The sequence below is a fragment of the Streptomyces sp. CRCS-T-1 genome, assembly GCF_024442335.1.
In the GTDB taxonomy this organism is placed as follows: Bacteria; Actinomycetota; Actinomycetes; order Streptomycetales; family Streptomycetaceae; genus Streptomyces; species Streptomyces koelreuteriae.
This window is the reverse complement of record NZ_CP101651.1, coordinates 3,972,829-3,996,047: the sequence shown is the minus strand read 5'-3', so window position 1 is coordinate 3,996,047 and position 23,219 is coordinate 3,972,829. Positions and strand designations below refer to the sequence as shown.

Here is a 23,219-nt window from a genome sequence, read left to right as displayed (position 1 = left end):
GCACTCCGAAACTCCTGAACCCCAAAGGTGATCACCCATGCCCACACGCAGCACACCCCTCGCCGACACCACCGCCCGCCTCGACATCGCCGCCGACCTGCTGACCCTCCTGCGCGACACCACCACCGAACCCCGCCCCGACAGCCAACTGGAAGCCCTCACCCTGGCCGTGGCAGCCGATCTGCCCGTGCTGCTGTGGGGAGAGCCGGGCATCGGAAAGACGGCGGCCCTGAACCAGCTCGCCGACGCCCTGGATCTGCCGCTGACGACGGTGATCGCGAGCGTGCACGAGCCGTCCGACTTCTCGGGGCTGCCGATCGTCGGCGACGACCCCGCCGAACAGGGCGTGCCCCTGGCCCCGCCGGACTGGGCGGTACGTCTGGTGCGGGCCGGCCGGGGACTGCTGTTCCTCGACGAACTCTCCACCGCACCACCCGCCGTCCAGGCCGCCCTGCTCCGGCTCGTGCTGGAGCGGCGGATCGGCGCGCTGCGGCTGCCGCCCGGCGTGCGGATCGTGGCCGCCGCCAACCCGCGTTCCTCGGCCGCCGACGGCTGGGAACTGAGCCCGCCGCTCGCCAACCGCTTCGTCCACCTCCAGTGGGCGCACGACACCGACGTCGTCGTCCGGGGCCTCGGCGGGACCTGGCCCCGGGCGACCCTGCCCCGGCTCGACCCCGGGAAGCTGCCGGACGCCGTGGCCTTCGCCCGCCGTGCCGTGTGCGAGCTGCTCACGGCGCGCCCCGGGCTCGTGCACCGGCTGCCCAGCGGAGAGACCCGCCGGGGCGGGGCCTGGCCGTCGCCCCGGAGCTGGGAGATGACGCTGCATCTCATCGCCTTCGCCACCGCGGCCGGCTCCTCCCGTGACGTCCTGTCCCTGCTGGTCCGGGGCACCGTCGGGGACGGGCCGGGACTCGAACTGCTGGCGAGCCTGGACCGGATGGACCTCCCGGACCCCGAGACCCTGCTCGCCGACCCGGCCGGGGCGGTCCTGCCCGAGCGGGGCGATCTGCGCCAGGCCGCGCTGGACGCCGTGGTGGCGGCGGTCCGCAGCCGCCCGGAGCGGCCCCGCTGGGACGCGGCGTGGGCCCTGCTGGTCAAGGCGGTGGAGAGCGGGCCCCCGGATGTCGTGGTCGTCCCCGCGACCACGCTCGCGGCCCTGCGCCGGGAGGACTGGGACGTACCGGCGGCGATCGAGCGCCTCGCCGGCGTCGTGTCCCTCTCCGGCCGGGCGGACCGCGCGGCGGCCCGGACGGCGGCCGCGGAAGAGGCCGTGGCGAAGGCGGGCCGATGACGGCCACGGAGACCGGAACCGGAACCGGAACCCTCGACCGGGACAAGCTCTTCGCCGCCCGCCTGCACGCCGCCCGCGTCCGCCCCTACCTCGCGACGGCCCTGTTCGCCCTGCATGTCGTGGAGTCGCGCCGGGTGCCGACGATGGGCGTCGACCGGCACTGGCGGTGCTACGTCTCGCCGGTGTTCGTGGACCGTACGCCCGTCGAGGAACTGGCCGGGGTATGGGTGCACGAGGTGTCGCACCTGCTGCGCGACCACCACGGCCGCAGCGACCGGGTCGCCCGGGAGCGGGGCCTGAACGGCCCCGGGGATCGGCTGCGGATGAACATCGCCGCCGACTTCGAGATCAACGACGACGTCTACGGCGACGGCCTCGCCCGCCCCGAGGGGGTCGTCGAGCCGGGCGATCTGGGGCTGGCGGAAGGCGAGTTGATGGAGGAGTACCTCCGGAAGTTCAGCGTCGGCCCGCGTATGCAGGACCTCGCCTGGCTGGACTGCGGCAGTGGCGCCGACGGCCGGGGCCGGGAGTGGGAGTTCGGCCCGGACGGCGCGCACGGCCTGAGCGAGCAGGAAAGGGACGCCGTCCGCTTCCGGGTGGCGCAGGGCATCACCGGCCGCCCGGGCAGCGCCCCGCAGGGCTGGCGGCGCTGGGCCGAGGAGGCCTTCCATCCGCCCCAGCCCTGGCGGGAGTTGCTGGGCGCGGCGATCCGCTCGGCCACGTCCGGCCCCGGCGCGGGCGAGGACTACACCTACGGCAGGCCCGCCCGGCGCTCGACCGCGATCCCCGGCATCGTCCTGCCGAGCCTGCGCCGCCGCCCGCCCCGGGTGTCGGTCATCATCGACACCTCCGGCTCGGTCAGCGACGCCGAACTCGGCAGCGCGCTCCTGGAGGTCGCCGAGATCGCCCGGGCGGTCGGCGGACGCCGCGACCTCGTCACCGTCGTGCCCTGCGACGCCTCGGCCGGTTTCGCCCGCCGCCTGTGCCGCGCCGAGGGCATCCACCTGACGGGCGGCGGCGGCACGGACCTGCGCGCCGGCTTCACCCGCGCCCTGCGCTCCCGCCCGGCCCCGGACGTCGTCGTGGCCCTCACCGACGGCCAGACGCGCTGGCCCGGCACCCGGCCTCCGTGCCGCACGGTCGTGGGCCTCTTCCCACGCGGCTACGACGGCCACGCCTACGACGACCACGCCTACGACGAGTCCAACCCCGTTTACGTCCCGGACTCGCCGCCGGACTGGGCCCGGGTCGTGGACATCGGGTCGTGACGGCTCAGGGCCGCCGCAGCAGCCCCCGTTCCATCGATTCCAGGATGCTCACAAACTTAGATGATAGTTTGTGAGCCATGGCCACTCACGTGAAGCGGGCCTTCAAGTACCGCTTCTATCCGACCGATGCGCAGGCAGCCGAGCTGTCGCGCACGTTCGGGTGCGTGCGGAAGGTCTACAACATGGCGCTCGCTGCCCGTACCGAGGCGTGGGCGCGGCAGGAACGGGTCAATTACAACCAGACCTCCGCCATGCTGACGGCGTGGAAGAAGACCGGGGACCTGGCCTATCTCAATGACGTCTCCTCCGTTCCACTGCAGCAGGCGCTGCGGCACCTGCAGAATGCCTTCGCGAACTTTTTCGCCAAGCGCGCCAAGTATCCGCGGTTCAAAGCGAAGAAGAAGTCCCGTGCGAGTGCTGAGTACACCTCTTCGGCGTTCCGGTTCCGTGAAGGCCGCCTGACGTTGGCGAAGATGGCCGACCCGCTCGACATCGTCTGGTCCCGCCCCCTGCCCGGAGGGGCCACGCCGACCACGGTGACCGTCAGCCGGGACAGCGCGGGACGCTGGTACGTCTCGATGCTGTGCGAGGACCCAACTGTGAAGCCGCTTGCGGCCGCCAGTACGACGGTTGGTGTTGACGTCGGCCTGAACCACCTGCTGACTCTTTCGACCGGTGAGAAGATCGCCAACCCTCGGCATGAGCGCCGTGACCGCGAGCGCTTGGCCAAGGCGCAGCGGGAGCTCTCCCGCAAGGCCAAGGGTGACGGTGCCAACCGACGCAAGGCCCGCCAGAAGGTCGCGAAGATCCACGCCAGGATCACCGACCGCAGGCGGGATGCGCTGCACAAGCTGACCACTCGACTCGTGCGTGAGAACCAAACGCTCGTGATCGAGGATTTGACCGTGCGCACGATGGTCAAGAACCGGAACCTGGCCCGCGCCATCAGTGATGCCGCGTGGTCGCAGTTCCGGGGCATGCTGGAGTACAAGGCCGACTGGTACGGGCGGGAAGTGATCGCGGTGGATCGCTTCTTTCCCTCGTCCAAGCTGTGCTCCCACTGCGGCACCCTCCGGTCGGAGATACCGCTGGGCGTCCGCACCTGGACGTGCGGCAGCTGCGGCACGGTCCATGACCGGGACGTGAATGCCGCGAAGAACCTTCTGGCCGCCGGGCTGGCGGTGTCTGTCTGTGGAGCCGGTGTAAGACCCCAACGGAGAACTCCGGGCGGGCAGTCGGCAGTGAAGCAGAAAGCCCCACGGCGCGAGCCGTAGGAATCCCCCTCGTTCACGAGTGGGGACAAGTCAACTCGATGATGTGGAGGAGAGAGAATCCGGGCAGGTGCGCTGGGACAAGCAAACCCCACGCCCTCCCGGTTCAGATCGGCCTCAGCACGACCGCCTGCCCGCCCGCCGGAGCCATCGCCACGTCGAGGCTGTCGGCCCGGGTCACGCTCCGGGTACCGACCACGACCGGGGTCTGGTACGGGCTCGCGCCCGGGGTGCCGTCGGCGTAGACCGTCGCCGTGTACGTGCCGCGCCCGAGGAACGACAGCGGGAGGGTGAGCGTCCTGGACGACTCGTCGGTCATGGCGCCGAGGTACCAGACGGACCCGCTGCGCCGGGCGACCGCGACGTACTCGCCGATCGATCCGGCCAGGGTGCGGCTCTCGTCCCACGTCGTGGGAACGGCGTTGAACCAGGGCAGGCCGGGCCAGTTGGCCGGGTTGGCGTACTTGGACGGCTTGTCGTACCAGAAGAGGAAGTTGAGCGGCTGGTAGTAGACGGCGGCCATGGCCATCTGGTGGGCGTTGGTCGTCTTGTCGCGGGACTGGCCGTAGCAGATCGTGTAGTCCATCGGGCCGCCGATGTTGCGGGCGAACGGCAGCGTCACATTGTGCGTGGCGGTCGGAAACTGCTCGTTGCCGCGCACGCCCTCCAGGCTGATCCAGTTCGGGAGGGTCCGCTCGTAGCCGAACGGCCGGACGTCGTCATGCATGTCGATCAGCAGCTGGTACTTCGCCGCCGTCTTCGCCCAGTCGATGATCTGGTTGGTCATCGACTGGGTGCCGTCGTTGATGAACCCGAGCTTGATGCCTTGCACGCCCCAGCTCTTGTAGAGGCCGAAGAGGGAGTCCGCGTCGGTCAGCGCCAGCCGGTTGACGTAGAGGAAGACGCCGATGCCCTGGCTCGTGGCGTACGAGATGACCGACGGCAGGTCGATCGCGGCGATGGGCTTCGTCGCGTCGGGCGTCGTGAACTCCGGGCCGTACCAGCCGGCGTCGTACTCGATGTACTCCAGCCCCCGGGCCACGGCGAAGTCGACGCCCGCGAGTCCGGCCGCGGTGGTGAGCTCGCAGCGGAAGACCTTGCCGGGCTTGATCCAGGAGGGGTCGGGGAGGGCGTTCGGCGGGGCCAGGTTCAGCACCAGCTCGGCGTTGTCGACGAGTTCGGCGTGGCCGGCGCCGATGACGACGGCCCGCCACGGTGTGGCGAACGGGGTGGTGACGGTGGAGGCCGTCTCCACCGGGCCGGTGCCCCGGGCGGTGTGCTCCATGAGGAAGGCGGAGAGGGTGTTCGGCTCGCCGTCGACCGAACCGAGCATCAGGCGGGGGTAGTCGACGCGTGAGGACTCACAGACACAGGCGATGAGGCCGTCGGGGAGCGTGGCGGTCAGGGGGAGGTCGGTGAGCGGGCCGTTGTCGGTGGTGGCGGTGCCGGTGACGGGTATGGAGCCCGGGGCCACCGGCTCGTAGGCGTTCTCGTCGCGGGCGCTGTAGACGGTGGTGCCGTCCGGGAAGACGAAGGTGGTCAGCTCGTCGGTGATGGTGGCGGTGCTCGCGGCTTCGGTGTCGAGGAGGAGATAGCGGAGGGCGACGCCGGTCCGGTAGGCGCGGACCTGCACGCCGAAACGAATGCCGGTGGCGCGGTCCTTCAAGTCCCAGCGGTGCTCCTGGTAGTGGTCGGTGACGGTCGCGTTGCGTCCGTAGACCGGGGTCCAGGTGGAGCGGTGGGTGCGGTGCCGCCGTCCGGTCACCCGGACGTCGCTGCCGAGGACGGTGCCGTCGCCGAGCCGGACACCGAGGGCGGAGGTGCCGATCACTGTGCGGCCGTCGCGCCGGGCGGACCAGTGGAGGGTCCCGTGGGTGCTGACCGACAGGGTGACGGAGGTGCCGCCCATGCGGGCGGTCACGCTCTCCGGGCGGTGGGGGCGGCCTTGGGGGCTGTCGGCGTCGGCGGCGTACGCGGGGCGCGTGGTGACGATCCCCGCCGCGGCCAGCCCGGCACCGGCGGCCGCGCCCTTGAGCACGTCCCGGCGGGCCCGTTCTCCCGAAGCTCTCATCGTGAGGGACCTTTCCCTTGCGGTAAGTGGTGCGCGGCGGTAAGTGGTAGTAACCGGTTTCTGTCAGTAGCGAGAGCAGTTGTACGCGCCGCCGCGAAGGCGGGTCAAGAGGCCGGAGCCACCGGGATACGCGAACACCCCGGGTGCCGGGCCTGGTGCGGCCCGGGCACCCGGGGTGCCGTCGTGCACGGTCTTGCGGGGGTCGGTCAGCGCAGGGCGCCGATGCGGTCGAGCCGCTCGTTGACGCCGTTGCGGAGTTCGCCGAGGGTCGTGCCGGGCGGGGCCACCTTCGGTGTGGAGGACGGCGGCTGGGTCTCGTCCGCGCAGGTCGTACCGCGCGCCGGGACCTTCAGATCCACCAGATATCCGGTCACGGCGTCGGTCGCGCAGGCGCTGCGCCCGAAGGCGGTGTGCCCCTCGGCCTTGAAGGTGAGCAGCCGGCCGTTGTCCAGCTCCCGGGACAGGGCCACCGCGTCCTGGTACGGGGTGTCCGGGTCGCCGGTGTTGCCGACGACCAGGATCGGGGCGGAACCCTTCGCGCGGAAGGAACCGTCGTAGCGGCTGACCTGTTCGCCCTTCCACTGGACGCAGGCGGTGGCGTGCTGGTGGTCGTAGAGCGGCGGGCCGTAGGCGAGGGCCGGGCCGAGGAGCGGCGCGGCCTTGGCGAAGCCGGTCACCTTCCGCTTCAAGAGGGCCGTGTCGCGCGGGTAGGCCTTGTCGGTGCACTCGACGACGACGTTCGGGTTGAGGAAGTCGTAGCTGGCGGCGGACGGCGGCCGGAGCAGGAACGAGGTGTTGTCGCGCTGCTGGGCCTTGCGCAGGGCCTCGCCGAGGGAGGGCCAGATGACCTTGCCCTCGTTGATGTTGAACAGGATGCGGTAGACGAGGGTGTAGCCGCCCGCCTGCCCGCCGTTCGCGGTCGGTACGGGGCTGGCGTCGAGGTCGGCCTTGAGCTTCTCGAACGCGCCCCGGGGGTCGCCGTCGCCGAACCCGCAGGTGGCCTGGTCCGCCTTGCACCAGTCGAGGAAGCGGCCCATCGCGCCGTCCAGGGCCAGGTACTGGGGCCGGTCGTAGGCGTACGGCTGGTTCGCGTAGTGCTCGGGGTCGTAGGCGCCGTCGAGCGCGAGGGCGCGCACCCGGTCGGGGAACAGGGCTGCGTAGACGGTGCCTATGTAGGACCCGAACGACCGCCCGTAGTAAGTCAGTTGGTCTTCGCCGAGAGCCTGGCGCAGCAGGTCGATGTCCCGGGCGACGTACTCCGTCCCGACGTACGGCAGCAGATCGCCGGCGTTGTCCTGGCAGGCCTGGTCGAACTCGGCGGCCTGGCGCACGGCGGGCTCGTAGGCGTCCGGGCCGGGGACGCCCTTCGCCGAGGTGATGGCCCGGGTGTACGTCGGGTCGTCCCAGCACTGGACCTGCGAACTGCGCCCGACGCCGCGTACGTCGTACCCGAACACGTCGAAGGAGTCGCGCAGGGCGGCGGGCAGCTCGGCGTAGTTCCCGCGCACGAAGTCCACGCCGGAGTTGCCGGGGCCGCCGGGCTGGAGGAAGAGGGTGCCCTTCTTCTCGGCCTGGTCCGGGGCCTTCTTGCGGATGACCGCCAGGGTGATGGTCCTGCCCTGCGGGTCGCGGTAGTCCAGCGGTACGTCGGCGTTCGCGCACTCGAAGCCGTCCTGGCAGTCGGACCAGGCGAGGGACGGCACGGCCGGCTGCTTCCCGGCGTCGTCCGGCTGGGCCGCCATCACCTGGGCGGCGGTCCCGGCGACGGCGAAGGAGACGGCGGCGGCGAGGGCGATCTTCAGACGCGGGAGGCGTCTGCGTGCGCGGGAGCCGGACCGGCCGGATCCGTGGTCTCGTGTGGTCACTGTTTCCCCTCGGGGGCGAGTACCGCTGCGCACCCCTTGGTGCGGCCAGCTTCATTGAAGTTTCTAGCTCACCCGGGAGGGGAAGGGGAGCGGGAGTGGTGCGGTGGGCCCTGTTGTGGGGGCCTTGTCACGGAATCTCTCCCGTACCCGCCGGTAGTTGCGCCGCCGTTCACCTCAACTCTGGGCCGTTCAGGCCAAAGAGCTCTGCCCCGTTGTCATGGCACACGGCCCGCAGCCACTCCTCCCCGAGGCCCAGCCGCTCCAGTGCGTGGAGCTGGTGCGCGTACGGATAGGGAATGTTGGGGAAGTCGGAGCCGAGCAGGATGCGGTCGCCGAGCGCGGCCAGCCGGGGCAGGGCGCGGCGGGGGAACGGCATGAATCCCTCGCTGAAGTCGGTGAACGCCATCGTGGTGTCCAGCCGCACCTCCCCGTACCGCTCGGCGAGGTCGAGGAACTCCTCGTACTCGGGCATCCCCATGTGCGCGACGATCAGCCGCAGCCGGGGGTGGTCGGCCAGCACCCGGGCGATCGGCCCGGGCCCGGTGTGCTTGCCGGGCGCGGGCCCGGAGCCGCAGTGGATCACCACGGGGATCCCGGCGTCGGCCAGCACTCCCCACGCCGGCCGCAGCAGTTCGTCGGCCGGGTCGTACGCCCCCACCTGCACATGCGCCTTGAACACCCGCGCCCCCGCCGCCACGGCCTCCCCGACATACGCCTCCACCCCCGGCTCGGGGAAGAGCGTCGCGGTGTGCAGACAGTCGGGCGTACGCCGCGCGAAGTCCACCGCCCAGTCGTTCAGCCAGGCGGCCATGCCGGGCTTGTGCGGATAGAGCATCGCGGTGAACGCCCTCACCCCGAACTCCCTCAAGATCCGCGCCCGTTCCGCCTCCTCCTCCCGATAGGCGATCGGCCACTCCATCCCCCCGGTGAGCGGCCCCAGCCCGTCGAAGTACTCCCACACCTTCCGCAGCACCCGCTCGGGCATGAAATGCGTGTGCACGTCGACGAGCCCGGGCAGCCCGAGGCGGCTCCAGAAGCGGCGGATCTCGTCGGGCTCGTGGGGCCCGTGGGGCCCGTGGGGCGCGTCACCGTGATCGTCCATGGAGCCCACGATCGGGGCGGGCGGGGTGGCGGGGCCAGTGCCTTGCACGAAGGGTCGGTGAGGGATCGATCACGCGTGGTCCTCGGTCCTCCGTGCCACGGGCCCTGGCTCGTTCGGCCGTTCCCGACCGTCGTCGCCGACGTGCGCGACAGCCAAGATGACGGCCATGGCGGTGTCCCCGGCGATCCGGCAGTTGTGCGACGCCAGGTTCTCGCGCGACGAGACCGCGGGTGTCCTGGAACTCCTTGACTTGTACGCGGGCGCGGAGCGTGAACGAGTACACCAGGCCCTGGTCGACATACGTGCGGAGCTCCGAGGCGAGTGACGGTCTCCGAGGTGCTCCTCAGCCCGTTGCAGCGGACGCGACGGGTATCGGCGTCGATGACGGATTTCTGCGAAGCTTCGGTGTCCGAGGCCGAAGGAGGGGGTCATGGGGATTGAACTGGAGCTGCACTCGGGGCGGCCCTCCCGCAAGAGGGCGTCCCGGGAGACCTTGCTGCGGGGGTCTTACGGGCACGGTGAGGCGTTGGCGAGGGCGCTGAGCACGCTGGACCGGCACGGCTCGGGCAAGCTCGGCTGGGTGGATCCCTATGGCGACACGCTGTTCAACGAGCAGGAAGCTCAAGTCGCCCGTCAGGAAGTCGTCGCCCTGACGCAGCGGTGTACTGACGAGCAGCAGAAGGCGGCCCTGCTGGACCTTGCCGAGTTGCTTGAAGCGTGTGCCGCGACGCCGGGCAGCTATCTGTGGTTCATGGGCGACTAGTGCTCTGACCGCATAGGTTCACCGGGTTCGGGTGGTGCTTCCCTTGCGTCGAGCGGGCGTTCAGGCGCTCAGGAACGCTCCCGCGACGGTTCCCTCGCGCGAGCGTAGAGGAGTCATCGGTGGTCGGAGGGGCTTTGTCGTCGAGAGAGAACCAGCCTGCGTTGTTCCCGGTCGATCTCAGTGACGACGACCGTGACCTCGTCCCCGGCCTGGACGACATCTGACGGGCTCTCCACGGGCGTCGGTGTGAGCTCTCGCAGGTGGACCAGTCCCTCGACCCCGTCGGTGACCTGCACGAAGACGCCGAACGGGATCAGCTTGGTGACCCGCCCGTGCAGTTTCTGCCCCACTGCAGTGTGGTCGGCGAATGCTTGGAAGGGGTCCGGCTGCGTCGCCCGCAAGGAAAGTCTGGCCTCCAGGTTCCATGTGTCGAACTGAAGGAACTCGGCTGAGACACGCTGTCCGACCTGCACAACGTCGAAGGCGGCTTCGATGCGCCGCCAGGACAGTTCGGGGATCGTGATGAACCCGACGCCAGGGAAGACCGGGTGGGCGGGACCGTCGTCCAGCGCCACGAATACGCCGAACCGTTCGATCGCTGTGACGGTGCCGGAAAGGATCTCGCCGCAGTGCAGTGATTCCAGGAACGCCCAGAGTTCTGGGTTCTCGGACGGTCCGCCCATCATGCTCCCAGCCTTTCACAAGGAGCTGCGCACTCGGCGGGAAGTGCGCTCACGCTGCAGCCTTGAGGGGACGTCCGCCCCAGCGGACGCCTCTCTCGCTGCGGATGGGGGCGCGTTCCTTGCGTTCGGCGGCCAGGACGTCGCGGTGGCGGGCGTTGGCGTTGCGCCAGCGCGCCTTTGTGGGCGGACAGGTTGTCCAGGATGACGTAGATCGGTGCGCCATCGGAAGCGGTCCAGGACCTCTTCGATCCGGTCCAGCTTCGCCTCGCGGTCCGGGTCGGGGGACTCCTTCCATGTATTGGTGCGCTGGAAGGTGACACCGCGGCGGGCGAGCAGGCTGCGTAAGGTCTCACGGCCGATGCGGATGATCCGGCCGTGGACTTTCCGCAGATAGGCGACCAGTTTGCGGAGTGACCAGCGGGCGAATGGCTGGCCGAGCTTGGCGGGGCGGGTGGTGGCCGTCTGGATGACGAAGTCCTCGTCGTCGGGAGTGAGCTGACGGGCGCGGTGCGTTGAAGCAGCCGGCGGGCGAGGTCGTTGTTTTCGGAAGCTGCCTAGGCCGCCGTACTGCCCCGATCGTCGCTGCCGGCATCTGCAGGGTGTGGTCACCGAAGTCGGCAACCAGGTCCAGCCTGCTGCCGAGTGCCTCTACGTAGCGTGCGATGACATCGAGAGTCGCGCCCTCGCCGTGCTCGATCTGGGACACGCGAGCGACGCTCACCCCATGCGGGCGGCCACGTCCCTCTGAGCCAAGCCGTACTGTTCGCGCGCATCGGCGAGTTGATGCCCCTGGGCTTCTGCCAGCAGACGGCGCGAACCGGCTTTCACCTCGTCGGGATCCACCCCCGCCGAGTAGAGCTCCTGCTCCAGGCTCTCCCAGTCCTGGGGGGTCTTCTTGGGCATGCCTACTCCTCAGTACTACCGACCCCGGAACCCAGCCTCAGTTTCTTGAGGTGATGAAGGTCCGACCCTTTCAGCCGACATGAGGGGACGTCCCAGAGTGGGGCCGGCCTCACGCGACGTGAGGGGCAAGCCGGACGAAAACCAGTGGAGCGGCGCCGCTGTGCGCCCTTACCGTGCTGCCGACCCGAGTCGTCTGAGCGAGGACGTGCCGTTGTACACCGTGTGAGACCTCCCGAGAGCTGATCTGTCGCGCGTCGCGTCTGTGTGCGCCGCGCTGCTTCTTGCTGCGGACTTCTCACTGAAACCGGTGTACTTCTGTGTCCGAACACTGGGTGGTCATGCCCACCTGCCTGCCGCTCGTCCTCCGCCGTTGCCACTCCTGCGCCTCCGAACGCTTCCGGGCGAACGGCAAGTTCCGCGTCAACGCCCACCACAAGCTCATCGACGCCTGGTTCCTCGTCCTGTGCACCGGGTGCGGGGAGACGGCGAAGCTCACGGTCCTGGAGCGGAGGAATGTGCGCTCCGTACGACCTGAGCTGCTGGACCGGCTGCACGACAACGACCCCGGCCTGGCAGCCGAACTGCTCCGGGATCCGGTCCTGCGGCGCCGCAATCGCATCGCCCTCGACTGGGACGACGCCTGGCGCCTCGACACCGGCGGCTCGGAGCATCTGGGCCGCGAGGTGATCGACGTATCGGTCCGCTTCGCGGCGCGGATACCGGTCCGGCCGGTGCGACTGATCGCTGAAGGGTGCGGTCTGTCACGGGCCGAGGTCGAGCGGCTGATCGCGGAGGGGAAGGTCGTCTCGGCGGTCCGGCTGAGCGGCAAGCTCTCCGGCGACTTCACCTTCACGCTCAAGCGCTGAGCCCGGAGGGTTAGGGAGGCTGTCCGGGCCAGAGGCCTGTCCGGCACGAACCGCCGGACAGGCCCTGGTCCCCGGTCTCCCCGGATCAGTCAATACGGGCGCACAGGTCGTCCGTAGTCCCCCGAACGAGATGTACGGCCTTGTATCCAGTGGCGCTGATGTCCATCCCGTACACCCCGTCCACGATGTACAGCCCACGCGGCAGGTTGCCCTGCCCCTCTCCCACGCCGACGAGCACCGGGCCGCGCACGGCCCAGAGTTGTGAACCGTCGGCCGGTACTCGACGACGGCCGAGCCACTCGCGTCGGCGTCGTGGGCGGCACCGGACTCGGTGTTCGTGACGCGGATGACCAGGTCACCCTTGTAGGCGACCCGGCGTGCGGAACCGTCGGGGTGGGTGCTCAGGACGCGCCGCACCACCTCGTCGACGACGGGCTCGCCGTGCACGGGGAAGTCGCAGCGCACGCCGGCGGCGACGTCCCAGGGGGTGGAGGGCGCCGGCTCCCAGCCCCCTGCTTCCGTCGCGGCCGTCGCAGCCGTCGCGGGCTGCGTCCCGAGCAGTGCGGCGGCAAGTGTGAGCATCGCGAGGGCGGTTCGGCGCATGGTTCTCCCTGGTCAGAGGGGCGGAGGAAGGGCTCGCCGCGAGGGCGTGCGCCAGTCTCGCCCCGGCCTCTGACCAAAGCCTCACCATCCCCGGCGTGGGCACCGAGCCGCCTTCCGCCTCCTGCGCGACACTGTTCGAGTGATTGTCGAACGCGCGTACGCCCACCTCTCCTCGTACGACGAGGACACCTGGCCCTGGTCGGTGCCCTGCGTCCGGCAGCTTCTCGACGAGGGGCTGCGCTTCACCGCACCGGTGACCTTCCTGGTCGGTGAGAACGGCTCGGGCAAGTCGACGCTGGTCGAGGCGCTGGCGGAGGGGTTCGGGCTGGATTCCTACGGCGGCTCCCACGACTGGCGCTACGCCTCGCCGCGCGCCAAGTCGGAGCTGGGCGAGCGGATCAAGTTCGACGCGGCCTCGCGCGGGCGCCGTATGGTCACCAACTGGTCGGCCCGCAAGGGCTTCTTCCTGCGGGCCGAGACCGCGCTGGACGCGCTGAACAGGGAGGGCTTCGCGCCGGACTCGGTCAGCCATGGCGAGGGCTTCCTCGCGGCGTTCCGCGGGAAGTTCCTGCACGCCGGGCTCTACGTCCTCGACGAGCCGGAGGCCGCGCTCTCCTTCTCCTCCTGCCTCGAACTGATCGGGCACATCGACCGGTTGGCCAAGGAGGGCGGCCAGGTCATCTGCGCCACGCACTCCCCGCTCCTGACCGCACTGCCGGGCGCGGACATCGTCGAGGTCGGCGAACACGGGCTGCGCAGAGTCGCCTGGCGGGAACTCGGTGTCGTGGATCACTGGCGCCGCTATCTCGCCGACCCGCACGCCTATCTGCGGCACATCATCGCTTAGCGGCCAGCACGGCCGCGAGGCCCTCGCGCAGATCCTTGACGAAATACTCGGGGACTTCCAGCGAGGGGAAATGTCCCCCGGTCTCGGGCGACCTCCATCGGACGATCTTCCGGTACCGCTCCTGTGCCCAGGGGCGCGGGCACCGCTCGATATCGCGGGGATACATGGTGATCGCCGACGGGACGTCGACCCGGAGTTCGGGGTCGAGTGAGTTGTGGCTCTCGTAGTAGATGCGGGCCGCCGATGCGCCGGTCCGTGTCAGCCAATACAGGGTGACGTTGTCAAGAACGCGGTCCAGGGAGATCGTCTCGAACGGGCTGTCCTCGGTGTCCGACCATTCGGCGAACTTGTCGAGGATCCAGGCGAGAAGGCCGACCGGTGAGTCGACGAGCGAGTAGCCGATGGTCTGCGGCCGGGTCGCCTGCTGCTTCGCGTACGCCGCCCGGTGGCGCCAGAAGTGGCGGGTTTCCTCGGCCCATGCGCGCTCGACCGCCGTCAGACCGTCCGTGCTCATCCCGGGCGGTCCCTCCGCGAAGGTGGTGTGGATGCCGAGAACGTGCGCCGGGAACCTGCCGCCGAGAACCGTGGTGATATTGCCTCCCCAGTCACCACCGTGGGCCGCGAATTCGCTGTAGCCGAGCCTTCCCATCAGTTCCACCCACGCGGCCGCGACCTTTTCGGTCCCCCATCCGGTCGTGGCCGGTTTGTCGCTGTAGCCGAATCCCGGCAGCGACGGGACCACGACATGGAACGCCGGCGCGTTCGCGTCTTTCGGATCCGCCAGTTCGTCCACCACATCGATGAACCGGACGATGCTGTCCGGCCAGCCGTGCGTCAAGAGCAGAGGGGTGGCATCCGCGCGCTCGGACCGGCGGTGCAGGAAATGAATGCCCAGTCCGTCGATGGTCGTACGGAATTGGCCGATGTGGTTCAGGCGCTCTTCGAAGGGCCGCCAGTCGTACCCGGTGCGCCAGTAGTCCACGACATCGACGAGGTCGGCGAGCGGAACGCCCTGTTCCCATCGGCGCGGGTCGGGCGCTGCGCGCTGGACCGTCTCGGCCTCCGGCAGTCGCGCCGCGGCCAGTCGCGCGCGCAGATCGTCGAGGTCGGTGTCCGTCGCGTGGGCTTCGAAAGCGTGTACGTCGCTCGTCGGGCGGGGCATGAGACCTCCTGGCCATCGCAGAACCGGCTAAGACGGTTCTAACAGGCTCCCGAGCCGGGCCGCAACCGTCTAAGGTGGTTCCATGCCTGCTGGATTCCCTGACTTCCGCCTCGGCAGCGTGCTGGCGACGAGCTTCACGGGGACTCTCTCGGAGCGTCATGGCGACGCCGTGGAGCGCATTCCCACGCCGCGGCGACTCGTCGACTGGCTCGCGGTGTACGGCCTCGCCGTGGACTCCTGCACCCCTGCCCAGCTCGACCTCGCCCGGGAACTGCGGGAGTCGATCCACGCCGTCGCGACAGCGGCCGCGCTCCAGGACGCCCTCCCCGCGCCCGCTGTCCACGTCATCAACGACCGCAGCGCTCAGGGCCGGGCCGCGGCGATCCTCACGCCCGAGGGCGAGCGGCGCTGGCGGCTCGGCTCGGCTTCCCCCGTGGAGGACGCCCTCGGCGTGATCGCCGCCGACGCGATCAGCATCGTCGCAGGCGAACGAGACGGAAAACTGGCCCTGTGCGCGTCACCGACCTGCCAGGCCGCCTTCTTCGACACCAGCCAGAGCCGCACCCGCAAATGGTGCGACATGAACACGTGCGGGAATCGGCAGAAGAAAGCGCGCTTCCACGCCAAGCAGCGCGAGGACCCCGGATCAGCGGAGTGATCGTCACCCCGGCACATCCGAGCAGGCCCGGCACTCCGAAGGAGACGACGCTCTAGGCTGCCGGTAGCCATGGATTTCCAGCTGCTCGGTCCGTTCGCCGCCCACCACGAGGGGCGGCCGGTGCCGGTGGGCAGCCGCCGCCAGGAGCGGTGCCTGCTGGCGGTCCTGCTGCTGCACGCGGGGCGGGTCGTCGCGACCGAACGCCTCATCGACCTGCTGTGGGACGACACCCCGCCCGCCTCCGCCCGCGCCACCGTCCACACCTACGTCGGCCGGTTGCGCGCCGCGCTCAAGCCGTACGGGGTGATTATCGCGAGCAAGCACGACGGCTACGCCGTAGAGCACGGCCAACACCGTATCGACGCACAGGAGTTCACGTCCCTCGCCGGACGGGCGGCCACCGCCGCCGACCCGGCCGAGCGGACACGCCTCTACGACGATGCCCTCGGGCTGTGGCGCGGGGAGCCGCTCGCGGACGTGGCCGACGAGCGGCTGCGGACACGGCTGGGCGGCACCCTCGCCGAACTGCGGCTGTCCGCCGTGGAACAGCGGGCCGAGGCGCAGCTCGCCCTGGGGCTGCACGACCGGGTCGCGGCGGACCTGACACCCCTGCTCGACGAGCACCCCACGCGTGAACGGCTGGTCGCGGCCCGGATGACCGCCCTGTACCGGTCCGGCCGCCAGGCCGACGCACTCCGCCTGTACGACGGCACGCGCACCCTCCTCGCGACCGAACTCGGCATCGAACCCAACCGCGACCTGCGCACCCTGCACGACCGCATGCTGCACGGCGACCCCCGGCTGGACCGGCCGCCCGGGCCCGTCTACGCGGTACGGGTCGACGACCAGTGGCTGCCGTGGAGTACGAGCGGACACCCCGCGCTGGAGTTCTGCAACACCTACGCCGGGTGGGGCGGGGACCCGCTGCCCGGGTCGGAGTGGCTGCGGGGCTATGCCGCGTTCGCCGTATGGGCCGGGCATCTGGACCTGATCGAGGAGCGGACGGTCACCCGGCTGCGCGACCAGGCGGTACGGCAGCCGGCCGAGGCAGCCGCCGCGCTCGACGAGGCCCGCCGGTTCCGTACGGACCTCTACACCTGCCTGACCGATCCGCAGGACGGCCGGGCCTTCAAGGCCGTGGCCGGAGTGGTGGAGGACGCCGCGCGGCTCTCGGTGTTCACCCGGGGCGAGGACGGCCTGGCCCGCTGGCGCCCGTCCCCCTCCACCGGTCTGCGCCTGCCCCTGTACGCGGTGGCGCGCAACGCGGCCGAACTCCTCGCCGACGCCCGCCGCTTCACCATCCGCACCTGCTCCAGCCCGGACTGCGGCTGGCTGTTCCTCGACGAGAGCGGGCGACGGAGGTGGTGCAGTCTGGCGACGTGCGGGGCGAAGCGGATGCCGGAGGGGTGTTGAGGGGTGTTGGTGTCAGGGCGTGGGCGTGGGCGTGAGCGGGGGCGGGAGTCCGGGTGGGTGGAGCCGGTCGTCCGTGGACGGGCGTCGGTGTCAGCGCGTGCGCGCGTTTCCGGCCGGGCGGAAGCGGTCCGTTGACGGTTGTCGGTGTCAGCGCGTGCGCGGGTTCCCGACCGGTGGGCGACCTGATCCACGACGAGGTCGCCGACCGGCGCGGCTTCGTCACGGATGTGCGCGGCGGCACTGTCTGGGTGCTGCGGCCGGAGTGCGGACCGGGGCAGTGGACTTCCCGGCAGCCGGAGCGCCTGGTCGTAGTGAAACCCCGCGAAGAGGGAGGGCCGCGGCCCCGTGCGCGTGGAGGAGCGGAATCCGCCGGAAACAGTCAGGGACGCTGAGTGTGAACGGTCGGCTCACGCCGCCTGCTGATGGAAGACCGGAACACCGAAGTAAGGGTCGAATAGCGGGTGGCCGATCACCTATCGGGAGGCCCTGCGGCATCAGATCTGTGGCGCCGACGAGATGACTGCCCAGCTGGGGTACTTGCTCACCGCAGGGGCACTGCCCCAGGTGTCCCTCGGCTTACTGCTTCATCTTCGGGCCGGGAATCGCGGTGTTTCTCTAGCGGATGAAGCCGTGTCGTCCGGTCACGCCCGCGGGGCAGGCCAGGAATTGAGGGGCAGCGGGCCGCGGTCGATGACGGTGCGGATGCAGAAGGTGCTGCGGGCGTCGCGAACGGGGCCGATGGCCAGGATCTGGTCGGTGAGCACCTTTTCGAAGGTGCGCAGGTCCGGCACGGCGAGTTCGACGAAGAAGTCGGCGTCGCCGGAGACCACGTGGCAGGCGACCACGTGCTCGATCGCCTTGAGTGCCTCTTCGACCACTTGGGAGGTGGTGCGGGAGTGCTCGACCTTGAGGGAGAGGAACACCGTCAGCCCGAGGCCGAGGCGCTCGCGGTCCAGATCGGCCCGGTAACCGGCCAGGACCCCGTCCTCCTCCAGCGCCTTGGTGCGGCGCAGGCAGGACGAGGGTGACAGGCGTACGGCGTCGGCGAGGTCGACGTTGGGGGTGCGTCCGTGGCGCTGGAGGTGGTCCAGGATCGCCCGGTCGATACGGTCGTACAAGGGTCGTGGCATGAAATGCAGCGTATCGGCCGCATCGACGAATAATCCTGCGCCACAGTGCCGTACGGGCATTGCGTACGCCATCGCATGCCGGGCTTGGTGACGCATCCTGGTCACGCTCCGGCCGGTACGCCGGACCGCCGCCCTCGTACCCCTCTCACGCACACCGGACTGCCTCATGCACCCCTTCCCCCTGGAACCCGATCGCGCCGCGATGGCCGAAATGGGCCGTCTCGTCCTGGATCGTGTCGTCGACCGCACCGACCAGCTCGCGGCACGCCCCGCGACCAGCCCTCTGTCGCCGCGGGCCGAGGCCGACCTGGTGGAGTCCTTCCTGGTACCCCCGCCCGATCGGGGCGGTGACCTGAAGGATCTTCTCGCGCGTCTGGACGAGGCTGCCGACTGCGCTCTGGAGACCGCCGGGCCGGGACACCTGGCGTACATCCCGGGCAGTGGTCTGTACTCGGCCGCGCTCGCCGAGTTCTACAACCGTGCCGTCAACCGCTACGGCGGTCTGGCCTCGGTGGCTCCGGCCCTCGCCGCGCTGGAGGAGAGCGTGATCCGCTGGATGGCCCGCGATGTGTGCGGCCTTCCGGAGGGCAGCGGCGGCCTGCTGACCAGCGGCGGCTCGATGGCCACGTTCTCCGCGACGGTCGCCGCCCGGCACGACAAGCTCGGCGAAGATCTCGCCGGCGGCACCGTCTATACCACCGCCTTCGCCCACCACTCCGTCGCCAAGGCCGCCCGCCTCGCCGGCATCCGCGCGGCTCACATACGGACCGTGCCGCACACCCCGGACCTGCGGATGGACCCGGAGGCCGTCGCCGCGATGATCCGCGCCGACCGGGACGCCGGGCTGCGGCCGTTCCTGCTGGTGGCCACCGCCGGCACCACCGACACCGGCACCGTCGACCCGCTGCCGCAGCTGGCCGACCTGGCTCGCCGCGAGGACGTGTGGTTCCACATCGACGCGGCCTACGGCGGCTTCTTCCGTCTCACCGCACGCGGCGCAGCGTGCCTCGCCGGTTTCGAGGAGGCCGACTCGATCACCCTGGACCCGCACAAGACCCTGTTCATGCCGTTCGGCACCGGCGCCCTGGTCGTCCGCGACCTCGCCGCCCTGCACGCCGCGCACGACGGCACCGGCAGCTACCTCCAGGACATGGAGGCGGCGGGGAGCGTCCCGGACTCCGGCCGGCTCGGGCCCGAATTGACCCACGAGATCCGTGGGCTGCGGGCCTGGCTTCCCCTGCACCTGCACGGGGTGGACGCCTTCCGTACGGCCCTGGACGAGAAGCTCGACCTGGCCGAACACGTCCACGCCACGCTGTCCGGCGTCGCGGAGCTGGAGGTCCCGCAGCGCCCGGACCTGTCCACCGTCATCTTCCGCATCCGCCCCGCCGACGGCAGCCGGGCCGCCGCCGAGCGGGCGGACGAAGCCGGCCGCCGACTGCTGGAGCGGATCAACGGCCACCGGCGCATCGTGCTCTCCAGCACGGTGGTCGACGGCCGCTACACCCTGCGCGTGTGCGTGGTCTCCCACCGCACCCACCACGACCGCATCGCCGAGGCCCTGCAGATCATCACTGCCGAAATCGAGCGCCACACCACCGCGTAGTCGAATCACGAAAACGTCGAATCACGAAATACGGCGAATCGCGAAATACAAGGAGGACTTCATGACGATCCATCCCGAATCCCTTCCCGCCAGGGGAACAGCCATCGTGACCGGTGCCTCCTCGGGCATCGGTGCGGCCTACGCACGTCGCCTCGCCGCGGCTGGTCACGATCTGGTGCTGGTGGCGCGTCGCGCAGAGCGTCTGCGCGCACTCGCCGCAGAGCTGACCGGGCGGCACGACGTACGAGTGGAAACCGTCGTCGCGGATCTGGGCGATGCCGGTGACCTGGACCGGGTTGCCCGGCGAACCGCCGAGGACGACGTCGAGCTGCTGGTGAACAACGCGGGCATCAACGGCTACGGCCCCTTCGCCGAGACCGACACGGCACTGCTGGAGAAGGTGATGGCCGTGAACGTGGTGGCGCTCACCCGGCTCGCTCGCGCGGCCGTGCCGGGCATGCTGGAACGTGGCCGCGGCACCGTGGTGAACGTGGCTTCCACCCTCGCCTTCGCCGGTTCGCTTCCGCCGGACCCGCTGCCGGTGCGGGCGGTCTACGGAGGGACCAAGGGGTACGTAGTCACCTTCAGCCGAACCCTCGCCGCAGAGTTGGACGGTGCGCCGGTCCGTGTCCAGGTGCTGTGCCCCGGGCTGACGGCAACCGAGTTCCATCTCACCCAGGGCCAGGATCCGGTAGCCGGTGATGCAGCGCGAGTGCACGACGACGGAGGCATGCCCGTCGAGGACGTGGTGACCGCTTCGCTCAGGGCCCTGGAAACCGGCGAGGTCGTGTGCGTGCCCGGACTGGTCGACGGCGAGGCGGTGGATCGCATCGCCGCGGCGGAATTCGGGCTCCGCTCCTCGTCCACCAGCACACTCGCCCCGCGATACCAGAACCCCGCCCAGCAGTGAGTCCCCAGAGTCCTGGCCATGGACACGAACACACAGCCGGTGCGGTTGAGGTGCTCCGACGATCCTCTACTATGGGTAGACCGACCTACCTAGTTTTGGATGGCGATGAGCGAGACCGACGCGAATACGGCAGGCAGCGGGCGGGGCCGTCCCCGTCCCGCCCGGCGGCGGATTCTGGAGGCGGCGGCCCGTCGCTTCTACGCCGACGGTGTGGCCGCGACCGGCATCGACACGATCACCGCCGAGGCGGGCGTGGCGAAGATGAGTCTGTACAACAACTTCTCCTCCAAGTCCGACCTGGTCCGTTCCTACCTCGATGCCCGGCACGAGGAGTGGCTCGGCCTCTACCGGGCGCGCCTGGAGCACGCGGACGGCGCTCGTGAGGGCGTTCTCGCGGTGTTCGACGCGTACGCCGACCACGCCGCCTTCGCCTACACGCACGGGTTCCGCGGCTGCGGGCTGCTCAACGCCGCCGCCGAGCTCCCGGCCGGGGACGAGGGTCGGAGCGTGGTCCGAGCGCACAAGGAGGAGGTCGAGCTGCTGATCGCCGGCCACCTGGAGGAGCTGCTGCCCGACCGCCCCGACGAGGCGCGGACCACGGCCGAGCACCTCGCCTTCCTCCTGGAGGGCGCGATGGCCCGCGCCGGGCTGGAGGGCGACGGCGAGCGCCTCTCGCATGCCCGCGCGATGGCCGCGGCCCTGCTGGACCGGCTGTGAACGGCGCCGACCGCGAGCGGGCCCACGCCCGCTCCGCGGGCATCGGGGCCCTGTGCGTGCTCGCCGCCTCCGTCCTGTGGGGGACGACGGGCACGGCCGCCACCTTCGCCCCGGGCGTGGGCCCGCTCGCGATCGGCGCCGTCGCCATGGGCGTCGGCGGACTGCTCCAGGCCCTCATGGCGGCCCCCCGGATCAGCCACCACGCGTCCCGGCTGCGCGAGCGACGCGGCACGGTCCTGCTCGGCGCCGTCTCCGTGGCGGTCTACCCCCTGGCGTTCTACAGCTCCATGCACCTGGCCGGAGTCGCCGTGGGCACCGTCGTGTCGATCGGCACCGCCCCGCTCGCCTCCGCGCTGATCGAACGGGTCGTGGACGGCCGCCGCCTCACCCGCCGCTGGATGCTCGCGGCCTCCCTCGGCCTGCTCGGCACCGTCCTGCTGTGCGTCGCCGAAGCCGCCCACGCCTCCGGCGGCTCGGGGCAGACGTCCGCGACGACCACGCTGCTCGGGATCGCCCTCGGTCTCGTCGCCGCCGCCACGTACGCCCTCTACTCCTGGGCGGCCCACCGGCTCATCACCCACCGGATCCCCTCCCGGGCCGCGATGGGTGCCGTCTTCGGCCTCGGCGGCCTGCTCCTGCTGCCCGTCCTGGCCGTCACCGGCGCCCCGCTCGTCGCCTCCTGGTCCAACGCCGCCGTCGGCATCTACATGGCGCTGATCCCCATGTTCGCCGGGTACGTCCTGTTCGGCTGGGGGCTCGCCCACGTCCCCGCCAGCACCGCCACCACCCTGTCCCTGCTCGAACCGGCCGTCGCGGCCGTCCTCGCCGTCCTGGTCGTCGGCGAACGCCTGCCCGCCGCCGGCTGGACGGGCATCGCCCTCGTCATCGCCTGCCTCGCCGTACTCACCGCCCCCGCGCGACGCGGCTCCCGACGGCCGTCCCCCGACACCGTGCCTTCCTCCGCCCGGCCCGTGGAGCAGACACCGGGCCGGTGAGCACGGGAACCCCTCGTGGAGCAGGCACCGGGCCGGTGATCACGGTGGTCACGGGAACACCCCGAGGAACAGCCGGCCCGCCACCACCCCTACCGCCGCCGCACCCCCGTACTCTCCCGCCGCACCAACCGCGTAGGCACCAACGTCGTCCCGAACTCCGCCCCGTCCTCCCGCAGTTTGCCGAGCACCCCCTCCACGCACAGCCGCCCCACCTCCGCGAAGTCCTGGTGGATCGTGGTCAGGGGCGGGAGGAAGGACGCGGACTCGGGGATGTCGTCGAAGCCGATGACGCTGATGTCGTCGGGGACCCGGCGGCCGCGTTCGTTGAGGGCGCGCAGCAGGCCCAGGGCCATCTGGTCGTTGGCCGCGAACACCGCCGTGCAGTCCGGCTCGTCGGCCAGTCGGAGACCGGCCCGGTAGCCGGATTCGGCGGACCAGTCGCCGCGGACCAGGGGCGGTGTCGCCCGGCCCGCGGCGCGCAGCGTGTCGCTCCAGGCGTTGGCGCGGCGCTGGGCCGCGAAGGAGCCCTCGGGGCCGGCGAGGTGCCAGACCGTGTCGTGGCCGAGGTCGAGGAGATGCCGTACGGCGTCCCGCGCGCCGCCCGCCTGGTCGGTGTCGACGACGGTGTAGCGGTCGCCGGCGTCCGAGTCGGCGACGACGACCTGCACACCGGGCGGGAGGGAGACCGTCGCCGCGTCCAGGAGGTGGATCTCCATGATGACGATGACGGCGTCCACGGCGAGTTCGCCGAGGCGGGAGAAGGCGCCGTTGACCTCGTCCTGGGTGGGGACGGCGACGGGCAGGAGCGTGACGGCGTAGCCGTGCTGGGCGGCGGAGGTGGCGATGGCCTCCAGGGTGCGGATGTTGCCCATGGTGGAGAGGGAGAAGGTGATCACGCCGAGGGTGCGGAACTCGCCCCGGCGCAGCGCCCGGGCCGCGCTGTTGGGGCGGTAGCCGAGCTCCCGCATGGCGGCCAGGACCTGCGCGCGGGTGTCCTCGGTGACGCCCGGGAAGCCGTTGGAGACTCGGGAGACGGTCTGGGAGGAGACGCCGGCGAGCTGGGCGACGTCGGCCATCGACGCGCCCTGGCGGGGC

General features: G+C 70.8%; 21 protein-coding genes and 2 pseudogenes. 14 read left to right on the top strand and 9 right to left on the bottom strand.

From position 1 onward, the window contains the following. The first annotated feature begins 37 nt into the window (after positions 1-37). The 3 genes from NNW99_RS17995 to NNW99_RS17985 all read left to right on the top strand — a co-directional run bounded on the left by NNW99_RS17995 (position 38) and on the right by NNW99_RS17985 (position 3,833). Positions 38-1,291 (top strand): MoxR family ATPase, encoded by a 1,254-nt coding sequence (locus tag NNW99_RS17995; protein ID WP_215120164.1) that lies wholly within the window; start codon positions 38-40, stop codon positions 1,289-1,291. After that, entirely contained in the window at positions 1,288-2,559 is a 1,272-nt protein-coding gene (locus NNW99_RS17990) for a VWA-like domain-containing protein (RefSeq protein ID WP_215120163.1), read from the top strand. Before NNW99_RS17995 ends, NNW99_RS17990 begins: the two co-directional genes overlap by 4 nt. A 77-nt stretch (positions 2,560-2,636) precedes the next feature. Next, entirely contained in the window at positions 2,637-3,833 is a 1,197-nt protein-coding gene (locus tag NNW99_RS17985; protein ID WP_215120162.1) for an RNA-guided endonuclease TnpB family protein, read from the top strand. Positions 3,834-3,936: 103 nt separating this feature from the next. Here the strand turns inward: NNW99_RS17985 and NNW99_RS17980 are convergent, their stop codons facing one another. The 3 genes from NNW99_RS17980 to NNW99_RS17970 form a co-directional block, all read right to left on the bottom strand. Continuing rightward, positions 3,937-5,901 (bottom strand): glycoside hydrolase family 97 protein, encoded by a 1,965-nt coding sequence (locus NNW99_RS17980; RefSeq protein WP_215120161.1) that lies wholly within the window; start codon positions 5,899-5,901, stop codon positions 3,937-3,939. 206 nt (positions 5,902-6,107) lie between these two features. Continuing rightward, positions 6,108-7,766 (bottom strand): alpha/beta hydrolase, encoded by a 1,659-nt coding sequence (locus NNW99_RS17975; protein ID WP_215120160.1) that lies wholly within the window; start codon positions 7,764-7,766, stop codon positions 6,108-6,110. Positions 7,767-7,935: 169 nt separating this feature from the next. Continuing rightward, entirely contained in the window at positions 7,936-8,868 is a 933-nt protein-coding gene (locus tag NNW99_RS17970) for an amidohydrolase family protein (RefSeq protein WP_215120159.1), read from the bottom strand. Positions 8,869-9,034: 166 nt separating this feature from the next. Between NNW99_RS17970 and NNW99_RS17965 the strand changes: the two genes are divergently transcribed. After that, positions 9,035-9,193, top strand: coding sequence for a hypothetical protein (locus tag NNW99_RS17965; RefSeq protein WP_215120158.1), 159 nt, complete (start codon positions 9,035-9,037; stop codon positions 9,191-9,193). A gap of 105 nt (positions 9,194-9,298) precedes the next feature. Further along, positions 9,299-9,631, top strand: coding sequence for a hypothetical protein (locus NNW99_RS17960; protein ID WP_215120157.1), 333 nt, complete (start codon positions 9,299-9,301; stop codon positions 9,629-9,631). Positions 9,632-9,744: 113 nt separating this feature from the next. Here NNW99_RS17960 and NNW99_RS17955 read toward each other — a convergent pair whose 3' ends face one another. The 3 genes and pseudogenes from NNW99_RS17955 to NNW99_RS17945 form a co-directional block, all read right to left on the bottom strand. Beyond that, positions 9,745-10,317, bottom strand: coding sequence for a S1 RNA-binding domain-containing protein (locus NNW99_RS17955; RefSeq protein WP_215120156.1), 573 nt, complete (start codon positions 10,315-10,317; stop codon positions 9,745-9,747). Positions 10,318-10,363: 46 nt separating this feature from the next. Then, a pseudogene (locus NNW99_RS17950) lies at positions 10,364-10,821 on the bottom strand (hypothetical protein); the annotation flags it as partial. Between the two features lie 210 nt (positions 10,822-11,031). Then, entirely contained in the window at positions 11,032-11,217 is a 186-nt protein-coding gene (locus tag NNW99_RS17945; RefSeq protein ID WP_251057848.1) for a hypothetical protein, read from the bottom strand. A 317-nt stretch (positions 11,218-11,534) separates the two neighbouring features. Here NNW99_RS17945 and NNW99_RS17940 point away from each other — a divergent pair, with 317 nt between their 5' ends. After that, a complete protein-coding gene (locus NNW99_RS17940) occupies positions 11,535-12,083 on the top strand; it encodes a DUF1062 domain-containing protein (protein ID WP_215120155.1) in 549 nt (182 codons plus the stop codon). Positions 12,084-12,825: 742 nt separating this feature from the next. Then, positions 12,826-13,533 (top strand): AAA family ATPase, encoded by a 708-nt coding sequence (locus NNW99_RS17930; RefSeq protein ID WP_215120154.1) that lies wholly within the window; start codon positions 12,826-12,828, stop codon positions 13,531-13,533. Here the strand turns inward: NNW99_RS17930 and NNW99_RS17925 are convergent. Beyond that, positions 13,523-14,695, bottom strand: a complete 1,173-nt coding sequence (locus NNW99_RS17925) for an epoxide hydrolase family protein (RefSeq protein WP_215120153.1) — start codon at positions 14,693-14,695, stop codon at positions 13,523-13,525. The genes NNW99_RS17930 and NNW99_RS17925 overlap by 11 nt on opposite strands. A gap of 82 nt (positions 14,696-14,777) precedes the next feature. Here NNW99_RS17925 and NNW99_RS17920 point away from each other — a divergent pair, with 82 nt between their 5' ends. The 3 genes and pseudogenes from NNW99_RS17920 to NNW99_RS17910 form a co-directional block, all read left to right on the top strand. Then, a complete protein-coding gene (locus NNW99_RS17920; RefSeq protein ID WP_215120152.1) occupies positions 14,778-15,353 on the top strand; it encodes an ABATE domain-containing protein in 576 nt (191 codons plus the stop codon). Positions 15,354-15,422: 69 nt separating this feature from the next. Further along, on the top strand, positions 15,423-16,766 hold the full coding sequence (locus tag NNW99_RS17915) for a BTAD domain-containing putative transcriptional regulator (protein ID WP_215120151.1): 1,344 nt from the start codon (positions 15,423-15,425) through the stop codon (positions 16,764-16,766). 486 nt (positions 16,767-17,252) lie between these two features. Beyond that, positions 17,253-17,348: pseudogene (locus tag NNW99_RS17910) on the top strand (transcriptional regulator); the annotation flags it as partial. Positions 17,349-17,407: 59 nt separating this feature from the next. Here NNW99_RS17910 and NNW99_RS17905 read toward each other — a convergent pair. After that, positions 17,408-17,896, bottom strand: a complete 489-nt coding sequence (locus NNW99_RS17905) for an Lrp/AsnC family transcriptional regulator (RefSeq protein WP_215120150.1) — start codon at positions 17,894-17,896, stop codon at positions 17,408-17,410. Between the two features lie 166 nt (positions 17,897-18,062). On the opposite strand from NNW99_RS17905, the gene NNW99_RS17900 reads away from it, so the two are divergent. The 4 genes from NNW99_RS17900 (at position 18,063) to NNW99_RS17885 (ending at position 22,124) form a co-directional block, all read left to right on the top strand. Beyond that, entirely contained in the window at positions 18,063-19,502 is a 1,440-nt protein-coding gene (locus NNW99_RS17900) for an aminotransferase class V-fold PLP-dependent enzyme (protein ID WP_215120149.1), read from the top strand. Between the two features lie 61 nt (positions 19,503-19,563). After that, positions 19,564-20,412, top strand: a complete 849-nt coding sequence (locus NNW99_RS17895) for an SDR family oxidoreductase (protein WP_215120148.1) — start codon at positions 19,564-19,566, stop codon at positions 20,410-20,412. A gap of 105 nt (positions 20,413-20,517) precedes the next feature. Continuing rightward, a complete protein-coding gene (locus tag NNW99_RS17890; protein ID WP_215120147.1) occupies positions 20,518-21,129 on the top strand; it encodes a TetR/AcrR family transcriptional regulator in 612 nt (203 codons plus the stop codon). After that, complete coding sequence (locus NNW99_RS17885; protein WP_255961288.1) at positions 21,126-22,124, top strand: DMT family transporter; 999 nt, start codon at positions 21,126-21,128, stop codon at positions 22,122-22,124. Before NNW99_RS17890 ends, NNW99_RS17885 begins: the two co-directional genes overlap by 4 nt. 89 nt (positions 22,125-22,213) lie before the next feature. On the opposite strand, the gene NNW99_RS17880 is transcribed toward NNW99_RS17885, so the two are convergent. After that, the gene (locus NNW99_RS17880; protein WP_215124331.1) at positions 22,214-23,200 is read right to left on the bottom strand and encodes a LacI family DNA-binding transcriptional regulator; all 987 of its coding nucleotides are present in this window, start codon (positions 23,198-23,200) and stop codon (positions 22,214-22,216) included. Positions 23,201-23,219 lie beyond the last annotated feature (19 nt).

Coding starts and splice junctions, on each gene's coding strand:
- NNW99_RS17995 (WP_215120164.1), top strand. CDS start 38: ATGCCCACACGCAGCACACCCCTCGCCGACACCACCGCCCGCCTCGAC.
- NNW99_RS17990 (WP_215120163.1), top strand. CDS start 1,288: ATGACGGCCACGGAGACCGGAACCGGAACCGGAACCCTCGACCGGGAC.
- NNW99_RS17985 (WP_215120162.1), top strand. CDS start 2,637: ATGGCCACTCACGTGAAGCGGGCCTTCAAGTACCGCTTCTATCCGACC.
- NNW99_RS17980 (WP_215120161.1), bottom strand. CDS start 5,901: ATGAGAGCTTCGGGAGAACGGGCCCGCCGGGACGTGCTCAAGGGCGCG.
- NNW99_RS17970 (WP_215120159.1), bottom strand. CDS start 8,868: ATGGACGATCACGGTGACGCGCCCCACGGGCCCCACGGGCCCCACGAG.
- NNW99_RS17965 (WP_215120158.1), top strand. CDS start 9,035: ATGGCGGTGTCCCCGGCGATCCGGCAGTTGTGCGACGCCAGGTTCTCG.
- NNW99_RS17960 (WP_215120157.1), top strand. CDS start 9,299: ATGGGGATTGAACTGGAGCTGCACTCGGGGCGGCCCTCCCGCAAGAGG.
- NNW99_RS17955 (WP_215120156.1), bottom strand. CDS start 10,317: ATGATGGGCGGACCGTCCGAGAACCCAGAACTCTGGGCGTTCCTGGAA.
- NNW99_RS17945 (WP_251057848.1), bottom strand. CDS start 11,217: ATGCCCAAGAAGACCCCCCAGGACTGGGAGAGCCTGGAGCAGGAGCTC.
- NNW99_RS17925 (WP_215120153.1), bottom strand. CDS start 14,695: ATGCCCCGCCCGACGAGCGACGTACACGCTTTCGAAGCCCACGCGACG.
- NNW99_RS17920 (WP_215120152.1), top strand. CDS start 14,778: ATGCCTGCTGGATTCCCTGACTTCCGCCTCGGCAGCGTGCTGGCGACG.
- NNW99_RS17915 (WP_215120151.1), top strand. CDS start 15,423: ATGGATTTCCAGCTGCTCGGTCCGTTCGCCGCCCACCACGAGGGGCGG.
- NNW99_RS17905 (WP_215120150.1), bottom strand. CDS start 17,896: ATGCCACGACCCTTGTACGACCGTATCGACCGGGCGATCCTGGACCAC.
- NNW99_RS17900 (WP_215120149.1), top strand. CDS start 18,063: ATGCACCCCTTCCCCCTGGAACCCGATCGCGCCGCGATGGCCGAAATG.
- NNW99_RS17895 (WP_215120148.1), top strand. CDS start 19,564: ATGACGATCCATCCCGAATCCCTTCCCGCCAGGGGAACAGCCATCGTG.
- NNW99_RS17890 (WP_215120147.1), top strand. CDS start 20,518: ATGAGCGAGACCGACGCGAATACGGCAGGCAGCGGGCGGGGCCGTCCC.
- NNW99_RS17880 (WP_215124331.1), bottom strand. CDS start 23,200: ATGGCCGACGTCGCCCAGCTCGCCGGCGTCTCCTCCCAGACCGTCTCC.